Source organism: Krasilnikovia cinnamomea (genome assembly GCF_004217545.1).
Classification (GTDB): domain Bacteria; phylum Actinomycetota; class Actinomycetes; order Mycobacteriales; family Micromonosporaceae; genus Actinoplanes; species Actinoplanes cinnamomeus.
This window is the reverse complement of sequence record NZ_SHKY01000001.1, coordinates 6,456,516-6,478,642: the sequence shown is the minus strand read 5'-3', so window position 1 is coordinate 6,478,642 and position 22,127 is coordinate 6,456,516. Positions and strand designations below refer to the sequence as shown.

Below are 22,127 nucleotides of genomic sequence, written 5' to 3'. Positions count from 1 at the left end.
GGCGGTGATGATCGTCGGCGGGATCGTCCTCGGCGTCGACGCCGAGGGCAGGTCCCTGGAGGACGTCGCCGCGCCGCTGTCCGCCGTGACCAGCCGCCCCCGCGCCACCGGCTGACCGGCGCCTACGGCAGCCCGGGTACACGCAGCGGCAATGCGACGGTCTCGCCACGCGACACGGGATGTACGCTGGCGAGGCCGTCGCGGCGGGCGCGGCTCAGGTAGCGCAGCGGCGGCGACTTCTGCACCCGGTAGTCGTCGCAGTGGATCGGGATGGTCCGCCCGGCCCGGATCAGCCGCGTCAGTTCGACGCCGTGCCGGTCGTCCATGGTGACCAGCAGGCCCAGCACGCGGGTGCCGCCGAGGTGGATCAGCATGGCGTCGATCTGCCCGAACCGGCGCGGTATCTCGGCCAGCCCGGGCCGGTAGAGCGTGTCACCGGTGACGTAGAGGGTGAGGCGGGATCGTCCCGCGACGGCGAACTCCACCACCGATCCCATGACGTCGGGCAGCAGCAGATCCGCGATCCCCGGCCCGTGCCGCCCGGGCACGGCCGTGACCCGCAGCCGCTGGTCACCGCGCGTCCACTGGTGGGCTTCCCAGGTCGGCATTCCCCGTACGTTGGGGAACCGTCGCCGCAGGCGGCGTTCGGCCTGTGGGGTGGTGAGGATCGGCAGCCGGGGGTCGAGACGTCGGCGGGCGGCGCGGTCGAAGTGGTCGCCGTGCAGATGCGACAGCAGGACCGCGTCGAGATCGACGCCGTCGAGGCAATCCAGCACCGGGTCGCGCAGGCGCCTGGTGAACAGGCCGTAGCCGAGCGAGACCCGGCTGCCGGCCGGCCCGAACGCGGGATCGGTGAGCACGGTGAAGTCGCCGATCCGCAGCAGCACGGTGGCATTGCCGACAAACGTCGCCTCGGCGCGCACGGTTGCCTCCTCGGGTGGTGGGCTCCTGCCGCATACCCGGTGGCGGCCCGCCCATGCGCGCGCCGGGACGCTAGTCCACGTCTGATGATTACGCCCTGAAGTGCCCGCTTCCAGGTGAGTCCCGGCGATCCATGGGTACCTAACCCAGGAACGCTCCGGTGACGACCAGCGGAAGGTGCTGCCATGAACCTCGACTTCCTGCGCCCGCTGTTCGACAGTCCAGGCTCGTGGGTGTCGGTGTATCTCGACGCCAGCCGGGCCGGGGAGAACGCCGACCACGAGGTCGACCTGCGCTGGCGTGCCCTGCGCGAGCGGTTGACGCGGCAGGGCGCCGACGCCGCCACCCTCGACGCCGTGGAGTACGCCGTCCAGAACCACCCCTACCAGCCGGGACGGTACGGCCTGGCGGTCTTCGCCCGCGACGGTGAGGTGGCCATGCTGGAGACGATGTCCGCTCCCCCGGCCACCGACGAGGCCTGCCTGGAGCCGCTGCCGCACGTCATGCCGCTGATCGCACAGCGCGGCGAGGAGATCCCGTACGTGCGGGTGCTGGCCGACCGGACCGGCGCCGACCTCGACGCGCTGGCCGTCGGCGGCGCACCCCGGCACCAGGAGGTGACCGGCAGCGCCACGTTCCCCATCCGCAAGGTGCATGTCGGCGGCTGGTCGCACCTGCACTACCTGAAGGCGGTCGAGGAGTCCTGGAAACGCAACGCGGGCGACGTGGCGGCCGCGGCGGTGGATCTCGCGGACGCCGTCGGGGCGGAGGTCATCGTGGTCGGTGGCGACGTCCGGGCCGTGCAGGCGTTCGTCGGGCGGCTGCCGAAGCGCTGGCAGGACCGCGTGGTCTCCACCGACGCCGGGTCCCGGCATGCCGGCGCCGACGAGGCGGCCCTGGACGACGTGACGGTCCAGGCGATCGCCGAGTGCGCCGACCGGCGCGTCCGCGAGGTCGTCGATCGCTACCAGGCGCAACGGGGCGACGGCACCGCCGGCAGCGGCCTGGACGACGTGGTCACCCGGCTGCCCCGGGGCCAGGTCGACACGGTGCTGCTGGTCGACGACCAGTCCTCCACCGACACCCTGTGGATCGCCCCGGACGACCCGACGCTGGTCTCGGTCGACGACCGTCTGCTGCGCGAGGCCGGCGTGCCGGACCCGCAGCGGGTCCGGGCCGACGCCGCGCTGGTACGGGCGATCGCGGGCACCGGCGCCGACCTGGTCCTGGTGGGCCCCGACGAGGCACCGCTGGAACAGGGCATCGGCGCCGTCCTGCGCTACGCGGACGCCGCCAGCGCCGCCCGCTGAGCGCCCCACGGAGCGATGCGACGCGTATCGGATTTCCGGTCAGGACTCGCGGTTGAACAGTCGCTTCGACCACAGGTACCCGCCGAGCGCGATGACGGCGCACCAGGCGAGCGCGATCCATGCGGTGTGCCCGATCGGCGTGCCCATCAGCAGACCGCGCAGGGTTTCGATGATCGGCGTGAACGGCTGGTGCTCGGCGAACCAGCGCACCCCGGCCGGCATGGATTCGGTGGGGACGAACCCGCTGCTGAGGAACGGCAGCAGCACGAGCGGCATGGGCAGGTTGCTGGCGGTCTCGACGCTCTCGCTCAGCTGGCCCAGCGCGACCGCCAACCAGACGAGCGCGAAGCTCACCACCATCAGGAAGCCGGCCGTGGCCAGCCACTCGCCCAGCGCGGCGGTGGGCCGGAAGCCGACCAGCACCGCCACGCCGATCACGATCGCCACGCTGACGATCGCCTGGATCACGCTGCCCAGGACGTGGCCGGTCAGCACGGAGACGCGGGCGATGTGCATGGTGCGGAACCGGGCGACGATGCCTTCGGTCATGTCCATGGCGATCGAGATCGCGGTCCCCTGCACGGTGGCCGTGATGGTCATCAGGATGATCGCGGGCGTCACGTAGTTGGCGTACGCGGCGCGCCCGTCGGCCGCGCCCAGCCCGGCTCCCATCGTGCCGCCGAACACGTAGACGAACAGCAGCAGGAAGACGACGGGCATCCCGACGAGCATCACCGTCATCGACGGGTACCGCAGCAGGCGTTTGAGGTTGCGGCGCAGCATCGTCGCCGAGTCGCGCAGTGGATGGAAACGCAGGTCCGCCGGGGCGGGGGTGAGGGCCTGGGTGCTCATCGGGTGGTCACCTTCTCGTCGGTGAGTGCGAGGAAGACGTCGTCGAGGTCGGGGGTGTGCACGGACAGCTCGTCCACCTCGATGGCCCGGTCGTCGAGCCGTCCGATCAGGGCCTTCAGCGAACTCAGGCTGCCGTCGCCGGGCACCCGCAGGGCGAGCGCGTCGTTGTCGCGGGCGACCTCGCCCAGTACGCCCAGGGCCGCGTCGAGGCGCCGCTGGTCGGCGAACCGCAGGCGGACGTGTCCGCCGGGGATGCGGCGTTTCAGCTCCTCCGGGGTGCCGTCGGCGACCACCCGGCCGCGGTCGAGGACGGCGATCCGGTCGGCCAGCTCGTCGGCCTCCTCGAGGTACTGCGTGGTCAGGAAGATGGTGACGCCGCCGGCCACCAGGTCGCGGACGATCTGCCACATCTGTCGGCGGCTGCGCGGGTCCAGTCCGGTCGTCGGCTCGTCGAGGAAGATCACCTGTGGGCTGCCGACGAGGGTCATCGCCAGGTCGAGCCGCCGCCGCATGCCCCCGGAGTAGCTCGCCGCCGGTTTCCCGGCCGCCTCGGTCAGGTCGAACTGTTCGAGCAGCCGGGCGGCGCGCCGCCGGCCGTCGCCCCGGGCGAGGTGGTGCAGATCCGCCATCAGCCGCAGGTTCTCCTCGCCGGTGAGCAGGTTGTCCACCGCGGAGAACTGGCCGGTGACGCCGATCGCGGCGCGCACCGCGTCCGGTTCGCGGGAGAGGTCGTGCCCGGCGACGCGAACCTCACCGGCGTCGGCGCCGAGCAGGGTGGACAGGATCTTGACGGTGGTGGTCTTCCCGGCGCCGTTCGCGCCGAGCAGCGAGAAGACCGTTCCCCGCGGCACGTTCAGGTCGACGCCGTCGAGCACGACCTGGTCGCCGAAGGATTTGCGGAGCCCGGTCACGGTGATCGCCGGCCGGGATTGCGTCATGGTCATGGTGTTCCCATCTCCGGGGTCAGGAGCGGTGGATGGTGATGTCGCCGTACGAGGTGCGGCCGCGCACCTGGACGGTCTCGTCGGTCTCGCCGGGCCGGGCCACGTTCTCCAGCTCGTTGCGTACGTGGCCGTATCCGGTGTTGACCTCCAGCCAGGCGGCGGAGCCCTCGGCGACGCCGATCTCCAGGTCGCCGCAGGCGGTCCCGAGGACGACCGAGCCGCGGACCACCTCGCCGAGGCGGATGGTGCCGTTGGACGACTTCGCGTCGACACCGGCGCCGGCCCGTTCGATGTGGATGGCGCCGTTGGCGTTGCGCACCCGCACGTCGCCGGTGACGGCGTCGATGGAGGTGTCACCGTTGGAGTTCTTGACCTCCGCGGTGCCGTCGATCTCGCCGAGCCGGATCGTGCCGGTGCCGGTGGAGATCTCGGCGTTGCCCATGACGCCGTCGGCCGTGATGTGACCGGCGCCGGTGTGCAGGCGCAGCGGGCCGGTCCGTTCGAGCCAGACGTTGCCGGTGGTCCTGACCCGGCACTCACCGAGCCGGCCGGCGGTGCGCAGGTCGCCCATCTGCAGGTGGGCGGCGAGCTGGGAACCGCTGGGCAGTTCGATCGAGACCGCGACCGACCTGGTCTTGCGGGAGAAGTCGAACACCCGCCTGGGGCCGGTGACCTGGAGGATGCCGTTGGTGCAGTCGACCCGGATCTGCCGGGCGGCCTGCACATCGGACTCGTCGGCGTCGTCGCTCGGGCGGATGTCGACGACGGTGTCGGCCCGGTCGCTCGCGGCGATGCGGATGTCGCCGACGCTGAGTTCGAGCGTGACGGAGATCGGTTCTGGCGTCTCGTAGGTGGGCATGGGTGTCCCCGCATCCTGGGTAGGTGGATCGTCCCCGCAGGCCGGGGACGCGGTGTGGGCGAGCGTGCGGCGCGGCTAGCGCACCCAGCCGGTGAAGCGCTGCTGGCTCCGCTTCCCGCGGTCGCGGGGCTCGGGACGCTGATCGCGATCGGCGCGCTGCAGGCCGGCGGCGGCCGCCCGGACCAGCCAGGCGTTGACGGAACGGCCCTCCTTGGCCGCGGCCTCCTCGATCGCGGTCTTGAGCTGTTCGGGCATGCGTACGTTGATCCGCGCGGCCGGGCCGTCCTCGGCGATCAGCAGATCGCTGTCGGTGTCGGCCGGCGGCGCGGTGTCCCCGGTCGCGAACCCGGGCGGCTCGGCGGGGGGCGGGGTCACGACGAAGTTCGGATCGCGGCCGCGCAGGCGCAACTCCACCGAGCCGGGGGCCAGGTCCCGGCTGATCTCGTCGGCGGCATGCGACAGCGCGTCCAGCAGGGTCATCCGGATCGCCGACTCCAGCGACCCGGTCAGGCGCTCGACCAGCGCACGCGATTCCGCACCGCCGGCTTCGGCGAGCGTGGCGAACTCCCGGCCGAGATTGCTCACATACGAGGTCAGGTCCATGGTGCCATGGTGGCACACACTTGGCACCACTACAAGCCATTCTGGCTCAGAGTCGGTGCCATGATGGCGTCAACGTGGTGGGACTCGTGAAGGTCCGGTGCGTGGCGTCGCGCCGGACCGGCGGGCGGGAGGGAACACCGCGCCGCGCGAACCGGGCCGCCGCGCCGGCCGCCGCTGCGGCACAATGGCCGCCATGCGCGTCCGAGCAGCCGTCGTCGCGGCGGCCATCCTCCTCGCCGCGACCGCCTGCGACAACGGGCCGTCCCGGGTAGCCGACGCCCCGGCGCCGACCGCCGCCCCGTCCGCGTCCGGCCCGACCGCGGCATCGGCGGCCGCCGCCGGATCGGCGAGTGCGGCCCCCGCCGACTCCCCGAAGGGCCCGGCGCCGTCGACCAAGCCGGTGGCCACGGCGCAGGGCGCCTGCGACCCGGTACCGGCGGGCAGCTACTGGCGGGCCGACGTCTCCCGGCTGCCCCGGCACCCCCGCTCCGCCACGTACGTGGCCAGCATCGGCAAGGGCGCCGCGCTGACCGCCGACTTCGGCTCCGGGCAGTGGGACGGCGGGCCGATCGGCATCCCCGTCACCGTCGCGAAGGCCGGCACCCCGCGCGTCCCCGTACGGTTCGAGTACGCCGACGAGAGCGACCCCGGCCCGTACCCGATCCCCCGCAACCCGAAGATCGAGGGTGGTCCCGCCGCCACCGGCGACCGGCACATCATCGTCTACGACCCGGCCGCCTGCCGGGCGTACGAACTGTTCGACGCCCATCCCGCCGGCAGCGGCTGGCGGGCCGGCTCCGGCGCCGTGTACAACCTGCGCAGTCAGCGGCTGCGCCCGGACGGCTGGACCTCCGCCGACGCCGCCGGCCTGCCCGTCCTGGCCGGCCTCGTCCGGTACGAAGAGGTCGCCGCCGGCCACGTCGACCACGCCCTGCGCATCACGGTGCCGCGTTCCCAGGCGGCGCACGTGTGGCCCGCCCGGCACCACGCCGGACGGCGCGACGCCGCGCTGCCGCCGATGGGACTGCGCCTGCGGCTGCGCGCCGGCGTCGACCCGAACCGCTTCCCGCCCCAGGCCCGGCCCATCGTGCGGGCCCTGCAACGCTACGGCGCGATCGTGGCCGACAACGGCTCCGCCTGGTACGTCAGCGGCACACCCGACGCACGGTGGAACAACGACCAGCTGCACGCCCTCAAACGGCTCACCGGGGCCGACTTCGAGGCCGTCGACGCGAGCGGGCTGATGGTCGACCGCAATTCGGCCGCCGCCCGCGGGTAGCGCTCCGCAACCGGTCCGCTCCGCCGCCGGGACCGTGCCGCACCCGCCGGGCATCAGGCTCGTCTGATACCTCGGGGCTCGGCCGTGCTCCCGCGTTGGCGCACGGCCCCGGGCGGACGCGCGTCGGTACCGATCGGCGGTTCGCCCGCTTTCCAGCCCTGACCGATCAGGCGGAGGGGCACACCCAGTGGGGCGACGACCGCAAGCGCGACCCGACCAGCGGTACCGGGCTGGAGCCCGGCGACTTCTCACCGCGGCGGTCACCGCGGCGCTCGCGGCGTCTGTGGCGATCGCGCTGCCCGCGCCGGCCTCGGCCCAGGTCCCGCGCAGCGCGCAGCGGTGGGCTTCGCTGATGTACCACAGCCTCACCCCGACCCCCCAGTACGTGCGGGTCCGTAAGGCCCTCTCGGCCCAGCGCACCACCCTGCGCACCCGGTCCCAGCGGCTCACCGCGGCCCGCAAGACGCACGGCGCGGCGCAGGCCACGCTGACCACGGCCGTCGCCGCCGACGCGGCCGCCCGTACCCGGTATGTGCTCGCCCGGGAGGCGCTGACCAACGCGCGCAACAGGCTGATCGTGGTGTCGCTGCAGCGGCCGCGCGACAACGACGCGGTGGCCCGGATGCAGAACACCGTCACCGCCGCGCGCAGGACCGTGACCACCCGGGGGGTTCGGGCCCGCACCGCCGGTACGGCGCTGCGCAAGGCGGAGACCACCGCCCGCACCGCGACGGTCGCGGTGGACCGGGCGACCACCGCCTGGCGCAGCACCAACGCGGTGGTCCGCAAGTACCAGCGCAGGCTCGTCGCCCTGGACCACTCCGCCGAGATCGCCGCGCAGGCCGCCGCGATCAGCCGCTCGGTCGTCACCGACGTTCAGGACGAATTCACCACGGCCGACACCACCACCGTCAACGGCATCACCGTGCACAAGAGCGTCTCGTTCGCGTTCCGGCGGATGCTCGCCGACGCGCGGGCCCGCGGGATCGTCCTGGGCGGTGGCGGCTTCCGGACCAAGAAGCGGCAGATCGAACTGCGAAAGATCAACGGCTGCCCGGACATCTGGACCGCGCCGCCCTCGTCCTGCCGCGTGCCGACGGCGATTCCCGGCACGTCCCTGCACGAGGTCGGCCTGGCGGTCGACCTCACGGTCGACGGCGGGTCGCTCACCCGGGACAGCGCCGCGTTCCGGTGGCTGTCCGCGAACGCCCGCAAATACGGATACGTGAACCTGCCGTCGGAGCCGTGGCACTGGTCGATCACCGGTTCCTGACGGCGGACGCGTCAATCGGGCTGGAGCCGGCCGAACCGGCTGCGGTGGAAGACCAGCGGTGAGGGGTCGCCCAGCCCGGCATGGCGCGCGGCCAGCAGGCGCAGCAGCACGATGGTGTGGTCACCGGCGAGCACCTCGCGATAGATCGTCGTCTCGAAGTGGGCCAGGCCGTCGTCGAGCGTGACGGCCCCGAGGGGCGACGCGGTCAGCGACAGCCCGTCGAACCGCCCCGCCGGTGCACCCGCGAGCTGGCGGGCCACTGCGGAATGGTGGTCCGCCAGGATCGTGACTCCCAGGTGCACCGCGCGGCGCAGGTCGGGCCACGTCTTCGAGGCGTTGGCGATGGAGAACGACACCAGCGGCGGGTCCAGGCTGACCGAGGTGAACGAGCTGGCCGCGAGACCCACGGGCACGCCGTCCACGACGGCGGCGACCGCCACCACCCCGCTGGGGAAGATGCCGAACACCTCGCGCAGCCGGTGATGGTCCAGGTCCTGATTGGTACGCAACGCGGTCATGCGACCTCCTCCCGGGTCCGCAGGAACGCGCCCACGACGGGGCTGGTGGCCGCCAGCCAGTCGGCGTAGGCGGCGGGGTCGTCGTGGTGCCTGTCGATGACGAACAGCCCCCGCCCCGGCACGGTCGCGCCGATCTCGGTGAGCACCGGCCGCAGCGTCAGCTCGGCGGCCAGCTGGTGTTGTGGCCCCGCGCCGAGCAGCAGCGGCACGGCGAGGCCGCGCAGGCCCGTCCCGCCCGCGAACCGGTCGAGGAAGAGTTTGAGCAGGCCGGTGTAGGTGCCCTTGTAGGTCGGGCTCGCCACCACCACGAGGTCGGCCGCGCCGACCTCGTCGACCAGTGCGGCCACCCCCGGGTCCGCCCAGTCCAGCAGCGCGGCGCCGAGGGTGGCCAGGTCGACGGTGAGGCCCGGGTCGCGCCCGGTGAGCTCGCGGGCCAGGTACGTCGCCGCCGCCAGCGTGCGGCTGGCCGGGCGTGGATTGCCGACCACGACGGCCACCCGGGCGTTCACGACGCCGTGGTCACGAGGCGGGGTGCCGTCGACGGGTAGGCGGCCGAGGTGCTGGATCACGGGTCGCTCTGACATGTGTCACTCCGGTACGACGAGGGGGGCGGACCGGCGTGGACGGGGTTCCACCGATCCCTTGCATATACCGAATGACTATAGGCTTAGTAGGATATTGTCGCGCAAGCGGTTCTCGGCCTTTCCGCCGTACCGCATACCTGCGCGAGCCGAACGGCCAACCTTTGCGGGCACGAACCGCGTGAGTGTGGTCATATCGACTGGACGCCGCACCGAACCCGGCTGCTAGCCTCGGCGGCAGGTCATGAGCGCCAGCGTGAAGCCCCGGCTTGCTGGCCGGCAACCCTCCTCCGCGGTGGGGTGCCCCGGGTGAGGACCAGGCATCGGAGCAAGCCCCCGATGCAAGCGTGGCCTGGCCCCCCAGGTCAACACCGACCCAGGAGAGCCATGTCTTCCCGCCGTTGTGCCACCTCGCCAGGCGCGGGCCCGGATCCGCGGGCCGCGCGCCCGCTGCCGGCCCTGACCCGGCGACGGCACATCGACATGATGCGGGTGTGCAGCGCGGTGTGTCGCCACGCCGCCGCGCGCTAGGCGCACCCCACCCCGCAATTCCCTCGCGGTAGGCGCACCCCGCCGTCCGATCGGACCGCTGCGCCCACCGCACCGACCACCCTTCTCGGAGAACCCTGTGCGATTTCTGCCTGCCCTCACCCGGGCCGCCACCCTCGGCGCCGCTGCGATCCTCGGCGTCAGCCTGCTCACCGCATGCGGCGACGACGCCAAGTCCGGCTCGGCCGACAACCCGTACGCCCTGCTGCAGCCCGGCGTGCTGCGCGCCGGCACCCTCACCGACGCCCCGCCCAACGTGTACCTCAAGGACGGCAGGTTCACCGGCTTCGACAACGACCTGCTGACCGCGGTCGCCGCCAAGATCGGGCTGAAGGTGGAGTTCGTCGGTACCGACTTCTCCGCCCTGCTGTCACAGGTGAACAACCACAAGTTCGACGTGGGCAGCTCCTCGATCACCGTGACCGAGGCGCGCAAGCAGACCGTCGACTTCGGCAACGGCTACGACTTCGGCTACTTCGGACTCGACGTCCCGGCGAACTCGTCGATCACCGGGTTCGACCAGCTCACCGGCAAGCGGGTCGTGGTCGTGCAGGGCACGGTCCAGGACGACTACGCCACCGGCAAGGGCCTCAACCCCGTCCGGGTGCCCGACTACAACGGCGCGCTCAACCAGCTCAAGGCCGGTACCGCCGACGCGTGGATTGCCCCCGCGGAGATCGGCGAGAAGTCCGCCGCCGACAGTGGATCCAAGATCAAGGTGGCGGCCAAGCAGCTCAGCCCCGCCCCCACCGCGTACGCGGTGGCGAAGGGCAACAACGTGCTGCGCGAGGCGCTGAACGCCGGCCTCGACCAGGTCATCGCGGACGGCACCTGGAACCGGCTGCAGGCCCAGTACTACCCCGGCCGCCCGATCCCCGCCGGGTTCACCCCGGGCAGCGGCAAGGCAGCGCCGAGCGCGGCTGTGTCTGTGTCTGTGTCTGTGTCCGCGGCGTCCTGATCCGATGACGACTGAGTGGGGGGCGGTGACCGGCCGGTGGAATCGGTGAGCACGCTGTGGGAGACGTTCTTCGACTGGCCGTCGATGCGCGCCGCGCTGCCCGAGATGCTGACCGTCGGGCTGCGCAACACGCTCGTCCTGGCGGTCTCCGCCGCCCTGCTCGGCTCGCTGCTCGGTCTGCTGCTGGCCGTCGCCGGAATCTCGCGGACCCGCTGGCTGCGCTGGCCCGCGCGGGTCTACACCGACGTGTTCCGGGGCCTGCCGGCGGCGGCCACCATCCTGCTGATCGGTGTCGGACTGGCACCGCTCGGCATGCAGGTCTGGGGGCCCAACCCGTACCCGCTGGGCATCCTCGCGCTGTCGCTGATCGCGGCGGCGTACATCGGTGAGATCTTCCGGTCCGGCATCCAGTCCGTGGAGGCCGCCCAGCTGGAGGGGGCGCGCGCGCTGGGCTTCTCCTGGTCCGAGGCGATGCGCCTGGTGATCATTCCGCAGGGGATCCGCCGCGTGCTGCCCGCGTGGGTCAACCAGCTCATCGCCCTGATCAAGGACTCCAGCCTGGTGTACTTCCTCGGGCTGGTCGCCAGCCAGCGGGAGCTGTTCCGGATCGGGCAGGACCACGCGGCCACCACCGGCAACGAGTCCGCGCTGCTGCTGGCCGGGCTGTTCTACCTCGCGCTGACCGTGCCGCTGACGCATGCAGTCAACTGGATCGACCAGCGGCTGCGGCACGGGCGGCAGGCGAGCGCACCGGACGACGACGAGGAACCCGCGCTGTCCGGCGCGGGAGCGGGGAGCGACCGATGACCGGCTCGGTGAGCCTGAGCCTGCGCGACGTCCACCTGGCGTTCGGGCGCAATCCCGTGCTGCGCGGCGCGGACCTCGACGTGGCCCGGGGGCAGACCGCCTGCGTCATCGGGCCCTCGGGCTCGGGCAAGTCGACGTTGCTGCGCACCATCAACCGGCTGATCGAACCGGACCGTGGTGACGTGCTGCTCGACGGACGCAGCGTGCTGCGCGACGACCCGGACCGCCTGCGGCAGCGGATCGGCATGGTGTTCCAGCAGTTCAACCTGTTCCCGCACATGAGCGTGCTGCGCAACATCACCCTCGCGCTGCGCAAGCTCAAGGGGCTCGCCGAGGACGAGGCGGCGGCGGTCGCCCGTACCCAGCTGGAGCTGGTCGGGCTCGCCGCGAAGGCCGACGCCCGGCCGGCGCACCTGTCCGGCGGGCAGCAGCAGCGGGTCGCGATCGCCCGCGCGCTGGCGTTGCAGCCGCAGGTGATGCTGTTCGACGAGGCCACCTCCGCGCTCGACCCCGAGCTGGTCAAGGGCGTACTGGGACTGATGGCCGACCTCGCCGCCGAGGGCATGACCATGGTCGTGGTGACCCACGAGATGGGATTCGCCCGCCAGGTCGCCGACACCGTCGCCTTCATGGACCGGGGCGTGGTGCTGGAGGCCGGTGCGCCCGCCGCGATCTTCGAGGACGCCACCCATCCGCGCCTGCGCGGGTTCCTGTCCCAGGTGCTCTAGCCGGTCGGCACCGCACGGGTGGCCGCCGGGCGGCGCAGTCCGAGGTGGTCGCGCAGGGTCGGGCCGGTGTACTCGGTGCGGAACACGCCGCGTTCCTGCAGTAGGGGCACCACGGTGTCGGCGAACTCGTCGAGCCCGTCCGGCACGACGTGCGGCACCAGGATGAACCCGTCGGCGGCGTCGCACTGGACGAGGTCGTCGATCTGGTCGGCCACCGTCCGGGGGCTGCCCACGAACGTCTGACGCCCGCTCACCTCGATGACCAGTTCGCGAATGGACAGCTTGCCGGCCTCGGCCCGCGCGCGCCACTCGCGGGCCGTGGCGACGGGGTCGCGGTGCATGCGTACGCTGGCCCGCCCGCGGGCGATGTGCTCGGTGGAGACGTCCGGGTCGATTTCCGGTAGTGGCCCGTCCGGGTCGTAGCCGGACAGGTCGCGGTTCCACAGCTGCTCCAACAGCTTGATCGCGGTCTGGCCGCTGATCTGCTGCCGCCGGATGACCGCGGCCCGTTCCCCGGCGTCGGCGTCGGTGTCGCCGAGCACGAACGTCGCCGCCGGCAGGACGAGCAGCTCGTCGCGGTCGCGTCCGTAGGTGGCCAGCCGGCGTTTGACGTCGGCGTAGAACGCCTGGCCGGCCTCCCGCCTGCTGTGCCGGCTGAAGATCGCGTCGGCGGTGGCGGCGGCGAACTCGCGCCCCGCGTCCGAGTCACCGGCCTGCAGGATCACCGGCCGTCCCTGCGGGCTGCGCGGCACGGTGAACCGGCCGGCGATGTCGAAGTGCTCGTCGCGATGCGCGAACGCGCCGGCCCGGCCGTCGGCGAGGAAGACACCGCGGTCACGGTCGGCCACCACGGCCCCGTCCGGCCAGGAGTCGAACAGTACGCCCGCGGCCGCGAGGAACCGCGCCGCCCGGCTGTAGCGGTCGGATTCCGCGAGGAAACCACCCCGCCGGAAGTTCTCGCCCGTGAACGCGTCCCAGGAGGTCACCACGTTCCAGCCGGCCCGGCCGCCGCTGAGGTGGTCCAGGCTCGCGAACTGCCGGGCCACCTCGTACGGCTCGTTGAAGGTCGAGTTGATGGTGCCGGTCAGGCCGAGCCGGTCGGTGACCGCGGCGAGGGCGGACAGCACCGTGAAGGTGTCGGGGCGGCCGACCACGTCCAGGTCGTAGATCTGGCCGCCCTGCTCGCGCAGGCGCAGCCCCTCGGCCAGGAAGAAGAAGTCGAACTTGGCGCGCTCGGCGGTCTGGGCCAGCCGGACGAACGAGGCGAACTCGATGTGGCTGCCCGAGCGCGGGTCGCTCCACACGGTGGTGTTGTTGACCCCGGGGAAGTGCACCGCGAGGTGGATCTGCTTAGGCAACGCTGTCCTCCGCGTATCGGTTGGCGGGCCGGGGCAGCCCGAGCAGTCCGCGCAGCGTGGTGGCTTCGTACCGGTGGCGGAACGCGCCGCGGGTCTGCAGTTCGGGGACCAGGCCGCGGCTGATCGCGCGGAGGTCGGCGGGCAGCCGGGCGGGCAGCAGCCGCACGCCCGTGAGGCCGGCGGCATGCCATCGCAGGAGCCGGTCGGCCAGCTCACCCGGGGTGCCCGCGAACACCGCCGCGTCCGGCGGGAAACCGGCGCCGTCCACGTCGTCGAGTCGCCGCCGGTGCGCGCGGGCGGCCTGCGCGTCGCCGTCGAGGACCACAACGAGGTCGGCGAAGACGTGCGGAGCGGACTGGTCGCCGACGATGTCGCGAACGTCGTCGGTGTCGCGGGGGGTCGTGAAGACCACGTCGGCGCCGGCGCGGGCGGCCAGGCCCGTGGCTGCCGGGGCGCCGACCGGCGGCTGACCCTGCGGCGGGCGCGGCGTGATGGACGGGCCCTGCACGCTGAACCACCGGCCGGTGAAGCCGATGTAGTGGAGCTTGTCGCGGTCGATGAACCGGCCGGTGGCGGCGTCGCGGATCTCCGCGTCGTCCTCCCAGCTGTCCCAGAGCCGGCGCACCACCTCGACGTAGTCCGCGGCCTCGTCCAGCAGGTCCTGGACGCCCCGCGGCCCGGTCTCGACCACCCGGCGACCGAAGTGGGCCGACTCGTGCGGGAGCTCGGAGACCTGGACCTGCCACCCGGCCCGCCCGGCGCTGACGTAGTCCAGGGTGGCGATCGCCTTGGCCACGTGGAAGGGCTCGGTGTGGGTGACCGTGGCCGTGGGGATCAGCCCGACGTGCCGGGTCAGGGGCGCGATGCGTGCCGCGATCTGCACCGCGTCGAGCCGCCCGCGCACCTGGTCGGTGCGCTCGTCCGGGCCGTCGGCCCGGCTGGACTGCATGCCGAGCGCGTCCTCGATCGTGACGAAGTCGAGCAGGCCGTGCTCGGCCTCGCGGACCAGGTCGGTCCAGTACCCGGCGGTGAACAGATCGGCGGGGCGGGCGGTGGGTTCCCGCCAGGCGGCCGGGTGCCATCCGGCACCGTTCAGCGCGACGGCGAGACGCAGGGGCAGCGAACGGCTCATGGGCACCTCACGCGTCGACGGTAGACGCCTCACGCTAGGCAGGACGCGGGATATCCTCAAGTCCTATCGGGAAAGTATGTTCAAGGCATGACCGTCCGAGGCGCGGGCCGTGCCGGGCGAGGGCGCCGACCTGCAGATCTGGATTCTGGGCAGCAGCGGGGGTGAGAGCGCCCGGGTGGCCGGCGAACGAGGGCTGCCGGGGCCGGGGCGATGCCCTACCCCAGTCCGGCCGAGGCCGACACCCTGCCGTGGACCGACGCCGACCGGGATCTCGTCGCCGACCGGGTCGACACCCAGTTCGTCGGCACCCCGGATGTCGTCGCCGAGCGGCTGACCACCCTGCAACGCGTCACCGGGGCCGACGAGCTGCTGGTCACCACCGTCACCCACGACCACGCCGATCGCGTGCGCTCCTTCGCGCTGCTGGCCGAACGCTGGCACCGCTGACCCGGCGGCCCGGACGCTCAGCAGGCCCCGGAGCCGGGGCCGCCGTAGCGGAAGGTGCGATTGCTCAGCTGGGCGACAGTGTAGAGGCTGGGGACGGCGTACGTGGACAGGTTCACGTCGAGCGGGCTGAGGAAGGAGACGCTGCCGATGCGTGCCGCGCTGGCGTTGCTGGCGGGCAGGCCGTTGCCCATGTCGGTGCACGTTTGGCTGTTGGGCGAGGCGACCTCGCCGAAGTACTGCACCGTTCCGGTGAGGGTGAACTGCCCACCCCACAGGCTGTCCGGGAAGTAGCCCACCCATTCCGTGTCGTACGCGATCCACCACGCGCCGTTGTAGTGCTGGATGCCGAACTGCTTGCTCACGCCCTGCGGCAGGGTGTCGCCCGGCGTGATGTTCTGGCTGTACTGGACGAAGCCGCACGCGTTGTAGCAGGTCTCCTGGTGGTTCACCCAGTGGTAGACGAACAGGTGGGGGTCGCTGTCGCCGTTGACCGTGCGGTCCACGTTCCAGCCGACCTCGACGATGTGCGCGCCGTCGAGCGACTGCACGCTCATCTCGGCCAGCGTGTGGTAGTCCCCCGCCGCCAGCTCCGGTTTGGCGATGGTGAAGTTCGCGTACGTGCCGCTGAACAGCAGCCCCCCGACGCTGACGTTCTGCGATCCGACGGAGTAGAAGTAGTTGACCTGCGACCCGCCGCCGGGCTCCTTGAACGCGGGCGGCTTCGGCGGCACCACGTCGGTGGTGCTGTTCTTGACGACGCCGCCGCGCGTGCTCAGGCCCTTGGGCGCGAACTCGGGGTCGGGCTCGGTGTCCCCGCTGGTGTCGGCCGGTGCGACGTCCGCCCCCTCGGCCGCGACCTCGGCGCTGCTGGCGCCGGGTTCCGCCTGGGTGAGATCCGTCGGTTCGCCGCCCCAGGGCAGGACCGGCGGTGGTGCGGAGTCGCCCGGGCCGGCGTCCGGCGCGGCGCTCGACGATGACGTGGTGGCAGGGTCGTCGGTCGCGCTCGAGGAGGTCACCACGGAGACGCTGTCGGTGTTCTCGGCCGCGCCGGCGTTGAGCGTAAAGACGACGCTCATCGAGCCGACGGTGACCACGGCAAGGCCGGCGGCGATGAGACCGCGGCGGGAGATCGACACTTGTCAGTCCTCATTGCTCGGGGGATGAGGCGGGGGCGGGGGGATGCCTCCGGCGCCGTTCTCGACGGCGGTGCCGACGATATAGCGGTCTCGATCGCGCGTACCCCCACAAAGGAGCCTTCCGCCTGTACGGCCGAGGTTGCGGACCGATCCGGCGACACCGGTCGGTGGAGTCGACACCAACCGTGTCGGCGCGGTCGCGCTGAGCACACCGCGCGCTCGATGAACAGAGGCAAAGTATCGGAGGTTCTTTCAGGTCCCCGGTACTGACCGGTCCATCATGGAGCGCCCGTCGGCTCACTCGCCGTGGAACACCGGCGTACGCCGCTGCAGGCTGGCCTCGATGCCCTCGGCGCTGTCGCGGGTCGCCCACAACACGCGCTGCTCGGCCAGTTCCTGCTCAAGTGCCCGCCGCACGCGGTCGGCCAGGTCAGCGCGCAGAGTTCCCCGGATCGACCGGACCGCCAGCGGTGCCGACGCGGCGATCTGCAGCGCCAGCGCCCGGGCGGTCTCGCGCACCCGGCCGGGCTCCGCGAGCCGGTCGGCAAGACCGATCCGTACGGCCTCGTCGCCGCCGACGCGCCGTGCGGTCAGCAGCATGTCGGCCGCCGCCTGCCGGCCCACCAGTTCCGGCAGGGTCACGCTCAGGCCGAAGCCCTGGTGGAAGCCCAGTCGCGCGAAGTTCGCCACGAACCGCGTCGACGCCTCCGCGACCCGGAAGTCGGCGGCGCAGGCCAGGCCCAGCCCCCCACCCACGGCGCTGCCCTGCACGGCGGCGATCACCGGGGTCCGTACGTCGAACAGCCGGGCCGCCCACCGGTACAGGCCCTCGGCCGCGGCCGCCCGGTCCCGGACGAACTCGCCCTCACCGAGGTCCGCACCGGCGCAGAAGTGCTTGCCCTCCGACGCCAGCATGATCACCCGGCAGGCGGGGTCGTCATCCAGGGCCAGCGCGGCGGCGACGATCCGCTCCAGCAGCGACTCGTCGACGTGGTTCGCCGGGGGGCGGCGCATCTCCAGCACGGCCACCCCGTCCGCGACGGTGACCGACAGATCCGTGCTGGTTTCCGAACCCACTGCTTGCCTCCGCGCGCCGCGACGATCTATCACGACACCCTGCCACACGCGGCAGTCGACCCCGCCTCGGATCGGTCATTCGGTGCGGATCGACGTACCCAGCCGCGGGCCGGTCGGGTACGCCGAAGCGCGCTGATCTTCCTCCTCAGGAGCGGCGTTGCCCGGCCGATCGGTCATCTGCGGAATGCTGACTGGCGCTGGGTGGTGATGGGTCGTGACCGACGGGCGTACCGCGCCGGCTGCCCTCGCGAGGGCGGGCGACGCGTGGTTCCAGGCCCTGGTGGACCTGTCCCCGGACACCATCTTCGTGATCTGCGACGGATATCACGTTTTCGCGAACGCCCGCGGACTCGCGCTGCTCGGTGCGCGCACCATCGCCGACCTGCAGGACCGGCCGGCGATCGAGTTCATGCACCCGGACTACCGGGACCCGGGCACGGCGCGGATGCGCTCGCTCACGGCCGAGGGCGAGCCGCTGGAGTACGTCGAGGAGAAGCTGGTCCGCCTCGACGGCGGCGTGGTCGACATCGAGGCCGCCGGGACGCCGCTGGAGTTCCAGGGCCGTCCGGCGGCGCTGATCGTGGCCCGGGAGATCACCGCCCGCAAGCGGGCCGAGGCCGAACTCGCCGCCGCCCAGCAGCGCTTCCAGGCCGCCTTCCGCAACGCGCCCACCGGGATGGCGATCCTCGACGCCACGGGATCGGTGACCGAGGCGAACCCGGCGCTGGCGGTGCTGCTGGCCGAGTCCGCCGCCGGCATCGTGGGCAACCCGTACTGGCAGTGGGTCGACGTGACGGACCGGCAGCGCGCCCGCGCCGGCTTCCACGCCCTGGCCGCCGGAGAGATCGACGCCAGCCGGGGGGATCTGCGCTTCCGCCGCTCCGACGGCACGGAGGCCTGGGTGCACGTCTGCCTGGGCGCGCTCGCCGACAGCGGCTCGTTCGTGGCCCACCTGATCGATGTGACCGCCGCCAAGGCGGCCGAGCAGCAGCTCACCCAGCAGGCCCGGATGGACCCGCTCACCGAACTCCCGAACCGGGCGACGTTGCTGGAGCACCTGGCCCGCGCGTTGGACATGCGGTTGAGTCAGGTGGCGGTGCTCTTCCTCGACCTCGACGGCTTCAAGCAGATCAACGACGGGTACGGTCACGCGGCCGGCGACGAGCTGCTGCGGTCGATGGGGCGGCGGCTGCGTGGCGCGATCCGCTCGGAGGACTTCGTGGGCCGGCTCGGCGGCGACGAGTTCGTCGCGATCCTCACCGGCCCCGACTGCGAGCGGCGCGCGCAGGGGTTGACCACCCGGATCCGGGACGTGGTGCGGCAGCCGGTCGCGCTGGCCGCCGGCGAGGTCAGCGTGGACGTCAGCGTCGGCGTGGCCGTGGGCACCGGGACGTCGTACGACGCCAAGGGGCTGCTGGCGGCGGCCGACAGCGCGATGTACCGGGCCAAGACCGCCCGGCACGGCACGCCGGTCGCCTCCCGCTGAACCGGCCGGCCGCTACCGGCGACCGGCCCGCAGCGGCGCGCCCACCTCGTGCAGGTGCCGCAGCGCCTGCCGGTACGACTCCAGCAGGCCCGTCTCCGCGTAGGCGACGCCGATCTCGGCGCAGTACGCCGCCACGATCGGCTGTGCCCGACGCAGGTTGGGCGTCGGCATGGCCGGGAACAGGTGGTGCTCGATCTGGTAGTTCAGCCCGCCCAGCAGCGCGTCCGTGAACCGGCCTCCGGTCACGTTGCGTGAGGTCAGCACCTGCTTGCGCAGGAAGTCCTCGGTGCCGTCCGGGTGCGGCATGCCTTTGTGATTCGGGGCGAAGGTCATGCCCAGGTACACCCCGAACAGGGCCTGGTGCACCACGAGGAATCCGAGCGCCTGCGCCGGGGAGAGCACCAGCAGCAGCGCGGCCAGGTACCCGGCCAGGTGCAGCACCAGTAGTGCCGCCTCCAGGTTGCGGCGTTTCATGTCGCCGCGGATCAGCGCCTTGACGCTGGACACCTTCAGGTCGATGCCGAGCAGCGTGAGCAGCGGGAAGAACAGCCCCGCCTGGTGGCGGGTGAGGAAGCCCTTCAGCCCGCGCCGGCCCCAGGCGGACTCGGTGGCCCAGATCAGCACCTCGGGGGCCACGTCCGGGTCGAGATCGTCATGGTTCGGGTTGTTGTGGTGGCGGGTGTGCTTGTCCATCCACCAGCCGTAGCTCATCCCGACGCCGAGGTTGCCGGCGATCCGTCCGGTGATCTCGCTGGCGCGCCTCGTGCGGAAGACCTGGCGGTGGGCGAGATCGTGCGCCACCAACGCCACCTGGGCGAAGGTTACCGCCAGGAAGGCGGCCACGGCCAGCGTCCACCACGAGGGCCCGACCAGGAAGAACGCCGTCCAGCCGCCGATCAGCGCCACCGACACGGTGGCCAGCCGCGCCGCGTAGTAGGCCGGCCTGCGTTCGAGCAGGCCGGCCCGGGCCACCCGGCGATTCAGTTCGGCGAAGTCGCTTCCGGTCGCCGGCCGCGCGGGCTCCGTCGTCATCGTCATGCCCTCAGCCTCGCGGCCGCCCGGCGCGGAGTCAGGAGTGCCAGAACCCCCCGGATGGTGGTGCTAGCACCCGCGCGGCACCGGCGGGAACGTGCGCATGGTGGGGCCGGGAAGAATGGAGAACCATGGAGACACGGTCGTGGGCGCGCGACGGCCTGCGCGCCGTCGGCGGCGGCGCCGGCACGGCCGGCCTGGCGATCACCAACCTGCTGCTGGTGGCGGTGGCGCTGGTCGCCCTCGTACTCATCCCGGTGCCGTTTCTCGGCCTGGCTCTGCTGCCCTGGGTGATGACCCTGGTACGCAAGCGGGCCGACCTGGAACGGCGGCTGGCCGCGCGGGCGGGCATCGCCATCGCGCGCCCCTACCGGCCGCGCCCGGAGCGTGCCCTGCCCGGCGGCTGGCGGCGTTTCCGGTGGATCGTGACCGACCCGGCCACCTGGCGGGACCTGGCCTGGCTCGTCCCCGGCGCCGTCGTCGGCCTGGCGCTCGGCCTGCTCGCGGTCGCCGTCCCGTTGTACGGCGTCGAGGGCATCTCGCTGCTCCCGCTCTGGCTCTACCTGAGCGTCGACTGGTACGGCTACGGCTTCTTCTGGCCGATCGAGAACCTTCCGCAGGCGCTGCTCTCGTTGCCGCAGGGCGTGCTGTTCCTGGCGATCGGGCTCACCGCCGCCCCCCTGCTGCTCAGGGTGAACGCCCTGTTCACGAGGCTCTTCCTGGCCCCGACGAAGGCCGCCGAGCTGCGGCTGCGGGTCGCTCAGCTGACGGTCACCCGGGCGGACACCGTGGACGCGCAGGCCGCCGAGCTGCGCCGGATCGAGCGGGACCTGCACGACGGCGCGCAGGCCCGGCTGGTGTCGCTGGGCATGACGATCGGCCTGGCCGAGGAGCTGCTGGAACGCGATCCCGCCGCGGCCCGCCGGCTGCTCATCGAGGCCCGGGAGGTCAGCAGCACCGCCCTGCTGGAGCTGCGCAACCTGGTCCGTGGCATCCACCCGCCGGTGCTGGCCGAACGCGGCCTCGACGGCGCGGTACGCGCGCTCGCGATGAGCCTGCCGATGCCGATCGCCGTCGAGCTGGATCTGCCCGGCAGGCCGGAGACGCCGGTCGAGTCCGCGGCGTACTTCGCGGTGGCGGAGGCGCTGGCCAACGTGGTGCGGCACAGCCGCGCCGGTTCCGCCCGGGTGTCGATCCGGTACGCGGGCGGACTGCTGGCGCTCGTCGTGTCCGACGACGGGCGCGGCGGCGCGGACCCTTCCCGGGGCACCGGCCTGCGCGGCATCCAGCGTCGCCTGGCCGCCTTCGATGGCACCATGACGGTGTCGTCGCCGCCCGGCGGTCCGACGGTCGTGATGATGGAGTTGCCGTGCGTGTTGTCCTCGCCGAAGACCTCGCCCTCCTCCGGGACGGCCTGACCCGGCTGCTGGAGGCCTTCGAGTTCGAGGTGGTCGAGGCGGTCGACAACGGACCGGCGTTGCTGCCGGCGCTGATCCGGCACCGGCCGGACGTCGCCGTGGTCGACGTGCGGCTGCCGCCGACCTTCACCGACGAGGGGCTGCAGGCCGCGATCGCGGCTCGCGGCCAGGTGCCCGGCCTGCCGGTCCTGGTGCTCTCCCAGCACGTCGAGCCGCTGTACGCCCGCGAGTTGCTCAGCGACCGCAACGGTGGGGTCGGATACCTGCTCAAGGACCGGATCTCGAACGTCGCGCAGTTCATAGACGCGGTGCGCCGCGTCGCCGACGGCGGCACCGCCATGGATCCGGAGGTGGTGTCGCAGCTGCTGGCCCGCCGGGAGCCGCTGGCCGGGCTGACCGCCCGGGAGCGCGAGGTGCTCGGCGAGATGGCGGAGGGCCGGTCGAACGCGGCCATCGCGGCGACGCTGTTCATCACGGAGAAGGCCGTCAGCAAGCACATCAACAACATCTTCACGAAGCTGGGCATGCCGCCCTCGGACGACGACAACCGGCGGGTGCTGGCGGTCCTCACCTACCTCAACGCGTAGCCCACTCGACGCTGCCGCCCATAGCCGGACGTATCCGGATATGTAGGTATTCATTTTCGTGACGATGCTCTCCTGAACCGTCCTCGCCTAGGCATCCGCCGTCGCGGTGTGCAACTGTCTGACCGAGCCCAAGGTCATCACCGCAGGTCACAGCAATGTGGACGCAACCTGGCGACTGCGGACAGTAATGGCTGCGGATCAGTGCGAGCACCACCGGCGGCGCTCGCTCGTCAGCCGCCACCCGGTCGTCCGTTCCGGCCAGGCGCGCCCGT

22 protein-coding genes and 1 riboswitch are annotated in these 22,127 nt (G+C 72.4%); of the genes, 10 read left to right on the top strand and 12 right to left on the bottom strand.

The window, feature by feature from the left end; translation table 11 throughout:
- Window positions 1-122: 122 nt before the first annotated feature.
- On the bottom strand, window positions 123-923 hold the full coding sequence (locus EV385_RS29135; RefSeq protein WP_130512367.1) for an MBL fold metallo-hydrolase: 801 nt from the start codon (window positions 921-923) through the stop codon (window positions 123-125).
- A gap of 183 nt (window positions 924-1,106) precedes the next feature.
- Here EV385_RS29135 and EV385_RS29130 point away from each other — a divergent pair, with 183 nt between their 5' ends.
- Window positions 1,107-2,231 (top strand): baeRF2 domain-containing protein, encoded by a 1,125-nt coding sequence (locus EV385_RS29130; protein WP_130512366.1) that lies wholly within the window; start codon window positions 1,107-1,109, stop codon window positions 2,229-2,231.
- Window positions 2,232-2,270: 39 nt separating this feature from the next.
- On the opposite strand, the gene EV385_RS29125 is transcribed toward EV385_RS29130, so the two are convergent.
- The 4 genes from EV385_RS29125 to EV385_RS29110 form a co-directional block, all read right to left on the bottom strand.
- Window positions 2,271-3,083: an ABC transporter permease gene (locus EV385_RS29125; RefSeq protein WP_130512365.1), complete on the bottom strand. Its 813-nt coding sequence runs from the start codon at window positions 3,081-3,083 to the stop codon at window positions 2,271-2,273.
- A complete protein-coding gene (locus EV385_RS29120; RefSeq protein ID WP_207229991.1) occupies window positions 3,080-4,021 on the bottom strand; it encodes an ATP-binding cassette domain-containing protein in 942 nt (313 codons plus the stop codon). Before EV385_RS29120 ends, EV385_RS29125 begins: the two co-directional genes overlap by 4 nt.
- Window positions 4,022-4,046: 25 nt before the next feature.
- Entirely contained in the window at window positions 4,047-4,886 is an 840-nt protein-coding gene (locus EV385_RS29115; protein WP_130512363.1) for a DUF4097 family beta strand repeat-containing protein, read from the bottom strand.
- 75 nt (window positions 4,887-4,961) lie between these two features.
- Complete coding sequence (locus EV385_RS29110; RefSeq protein ID WP_130512362.1) at window positions 4,962-5,489, bottom strand: toxin-antitoxin system HicB family antitoxin; 528 nt, start codon at window positions 5,487-5,489, stop codon at window positions 4,962-4,964.
- Window positions 5,490-5,682: 193 nt separating this feature from the next.
- Between EV385_RS29110 and EV385_RS29105 the strand changes: the two genes are divergently transcribed.
- Both EV385_RS29105 and EV385_RS29100 read left to right on the top strand, forming a co-directional pair.
- Window positions 5,683-6,768 carry a hypothetical protein gene (locus EV385_RS29105; RefSeq protein ID WP_130512361.1) on the top strand — a complete coding sequence of 362 codons (1,086 nt, stop codon included), beginning with the start codon at window positions 5,683-5,685 and terminating at the stop codon, window positions 6,766-6,768.
- 187 nt (window positions 6,769-6,955) lie between these two features.
- A complete protein-coding gene (locus EV385_RS29100; RefSeq protein WP_130512360.1) occupies window positions 6,956-8,041 on the top strand; it encodes a M15 family metallopeptidase in 1,086 nt (361 codons plus the stop codon).
- Window positions 8,042-8,052: 11 nt separating this feature from the next.
- On the opposite strand, the gene EV385_RS29095 is transcribed toward EV385_RS29100, so the two are convergent.
- Complete coding sequence (locus tag EV385_RS29095) at window positions 8,053-8,559, bottom strand: flavin reductase family protein (RefSeq protein ID WP_130512359.1); 507 nt, start codon at window positions 8,557-8,559, stop codon at window positions 8,053-8,055.
- A complete protein-coding gene (locus EV385_RS29090; RefSeq protein WP_130512358.1) occupies window positions 8,556-9,143 on the bottom strand; it encodes an NADPH-dependent FMN reductase in 588 nt (195 codons plus the stop codon). The genes EV385_RS29095 and EV385_RS29090 overlap by 4 nt, the downstream gene beginning before the upstream one ends.
- Before the next feature lie 237 nt (window positions 9,144-9,380).
- Window positions 9,381-9,494: riboswitch (SAM riboswitch) on the top strand.
- 274 nt (window positions 9,495-9,768) lie between these two features.
- Between EV385_RS29090 and EV385_RS29085 the strand changes: the two genes are divergently transcribed.
- Genes EV385_RS29085 through EV385_RS29075 form a run of 3 tightly spaced genes read left to right on the top strand, consistent with a single transcriptional unit; the run spans window position 9,769 to window position 12,182 of the window.
- Window positions 9,769-10,647 carry an ABC transporter substrate-binding protein gene (locus EV385_RS29085; protein ID WP_130512357.1) on the top strand — a complete coding sequence of 293 codons (879 nt, stop codon included), beginning with the start codon at window positions 9,769-9,771 and terminating at the stop codon, window positions 10,645-10,647.
- A 45-nt stretch (window positions 10,648-10,692) separates the two neighbouring features.
- On the top strand, window positions 10,693-11,454 hold the full coding sequence (locus EV385_RS29080) for an amino acid ABC transporter permease (protein ID WP_242625134.1): 762 nt from the start codon (window positions 10,693-10,695) through the stop codon (window positions 11,452-11,454).
- Entirely contained in the window at window positions 11,451-12,182 is a 732-nt protein-coding gene (locus tag EV385_RS29075; protein WP_130512355.1) for an amino acid ABC transporter ATP-binding protein, read from the top strand. Before EV385_RS29080 ends, EV385_RS29075 begins: the two co-directional genes overlap by 4 nt.
- On the opposite strand, the gene EV385_RS29070 is transcribed toward EV385_RS29075, so the two are convergent.
- Together EV385_RS29070 and EV385_RS29065 are read right to left on the bottom strand one after the other, a co-directional pair.
- Complete coding sequence (locus EV385_RS29070; RefSeq protein WP_130512354.1) at window positions 12,179-13,540, bottom strand: NtaA/DmoA family FMN-dependent monooxygenase; 1,362 nt, start codon at window positions 13,538-13,540, stop codon at window positions 12,179-12,181. The genes EV385_RS29075 and EV385_RS29070 overlap by 4 nt on opposite strands.
- Window positions 13,533-14,672, bottom strand: coding sequence for an LLM class flavin-dependent oxidoreductase (locus EV385_RS29065; RefSeq protein WP_130512353.1), 1,140 nt, complete (start codon window positions 14,670-14,672; stop codon window positions 13,533-13,535). The genes EV385_RS29070 and EV385_RS29065 overlap by 8 nt, the downstream gene beginning before the upstream one ends.
- A 210-nt stretch (window positions 14,673-14,882) precedes the next feature.
- Between EV385_RS29065 and EV385_RS29060 the strand changes: the two genes are divergently transcribed.
- Window positions 14,883-15,119: an LLM class oxidoreductase gene (locus EV385_RS29060; RefSeq protein WP_242625133.1), complete on the top strand. Its 237-nt coding sequence runs from the start codon at window positions 14,883-14,885 to the stop codon at window positions 15,117-15,119.
- Between the two features lie 17 nt (window positions 15,120-15,136).
- Here EV385_RS29060 and EV385_RS29055 read toward each other — a convergent pair whose 3' ends face one another.
- Both EV385_RS29055 and EV385_RS29050 read right to left on the bottom strand, forming a co-directional pair.
- Window positions 15,137-16,255 carry a neprosin family prolyl endopeptidase gene (locus EV385_RS29055; RefSeq protein ID WP_242625132.1) on the bottom strand — a complete coding sequence of 373 codons (1,119 nt, stop codon included), beginning with the start codon at window positions 16,253-16,255 and terminating at the stop codon, window positions 15,137-15,139.
- A gap of 297 nt (window positions 16,256-16,552) precedes the next feature.
- Window positions 16,553-17,332: an enoyl-CoA hydratase/isomerase family protein gene (locus EV385_RS29050; protein WP_130512352.1), complete on the bottom strand. Its 780-nt coding sequence runs from the start codon at window positions 17,330-17,332 to the stop codon at window positions 16,553-16,555.
- A gap of 214 nt (window positions 17,333-17,546) precedes the next feature.
- On the opposite strand from EV385_RS29050, the gene EV385_RS29045 reads away from it, so the two are divergent.
- Window positions 17,547-18,818, top strand: a complete 1,272-nt coding sequence (locus tag EV385_RS29045; RefSeq protein ID WP_130512351.1) for a sensor domain-containing diguanylate cyclase — start codon at window positions 17,547-17,549, stop codon at window positions 18,816-18,818.
- 12 nt (window positions 18,819-18,830) lie between these two features.
- Here the strand turns inward: EV385_RS29045 and EV385_RS29040 are convergent, their stop codons facing one another.
- Window positions 18,831-19,856 carry a fatty acid desaturase family protein gene (locus EV385_RS29040; protein WP_130512350.1) on the bottom strand — a complete coding sequence of 342 codons (1,026 nt, stop codon included), beginning with the start codon at window positions 19,854-19,856 and terminating at the stop codon, window positions 18,831-18,833.
- A gap of 125 nt (window positions 19,857-19,981) precedes the next feature.
- On the opposite strand from EV385_RS29040, the gene EV385_RS29035 reads away from it, so the two are divergent.
- Both EV385_RS29035 and EV385_RS29030 read left to right on the top strand, forming a co-directional pair.
- On the top strand, window positions 19,982-21,268 hold the full coding sequence (locus EV385_RS29035) for a sensor histidine kinase (RefSeq protein ID WP_130512349.1): 1,287 nt from the start codon (window positions 19,982-19,984) through the stop codon (window positions 21,266-21,268).
- On the top strand, window positions 21,220-21,855 hold the full coding sequence (locus EV385_RS29030) for a LuxR C-terminal-related transcriptional regulator (RefSeq protein WP_130512348.1): 636 nt from the start codon (window positions 21,220-21,222) through the stop codon (window positions 21,853-21,855). Before EV385_RS29035 ends, EV385_RS29030 begins: the two co-directional genes overlap by 49 nt.
- Window positions 21,856-22,127 lie beyond the last annotated feature (272 nt).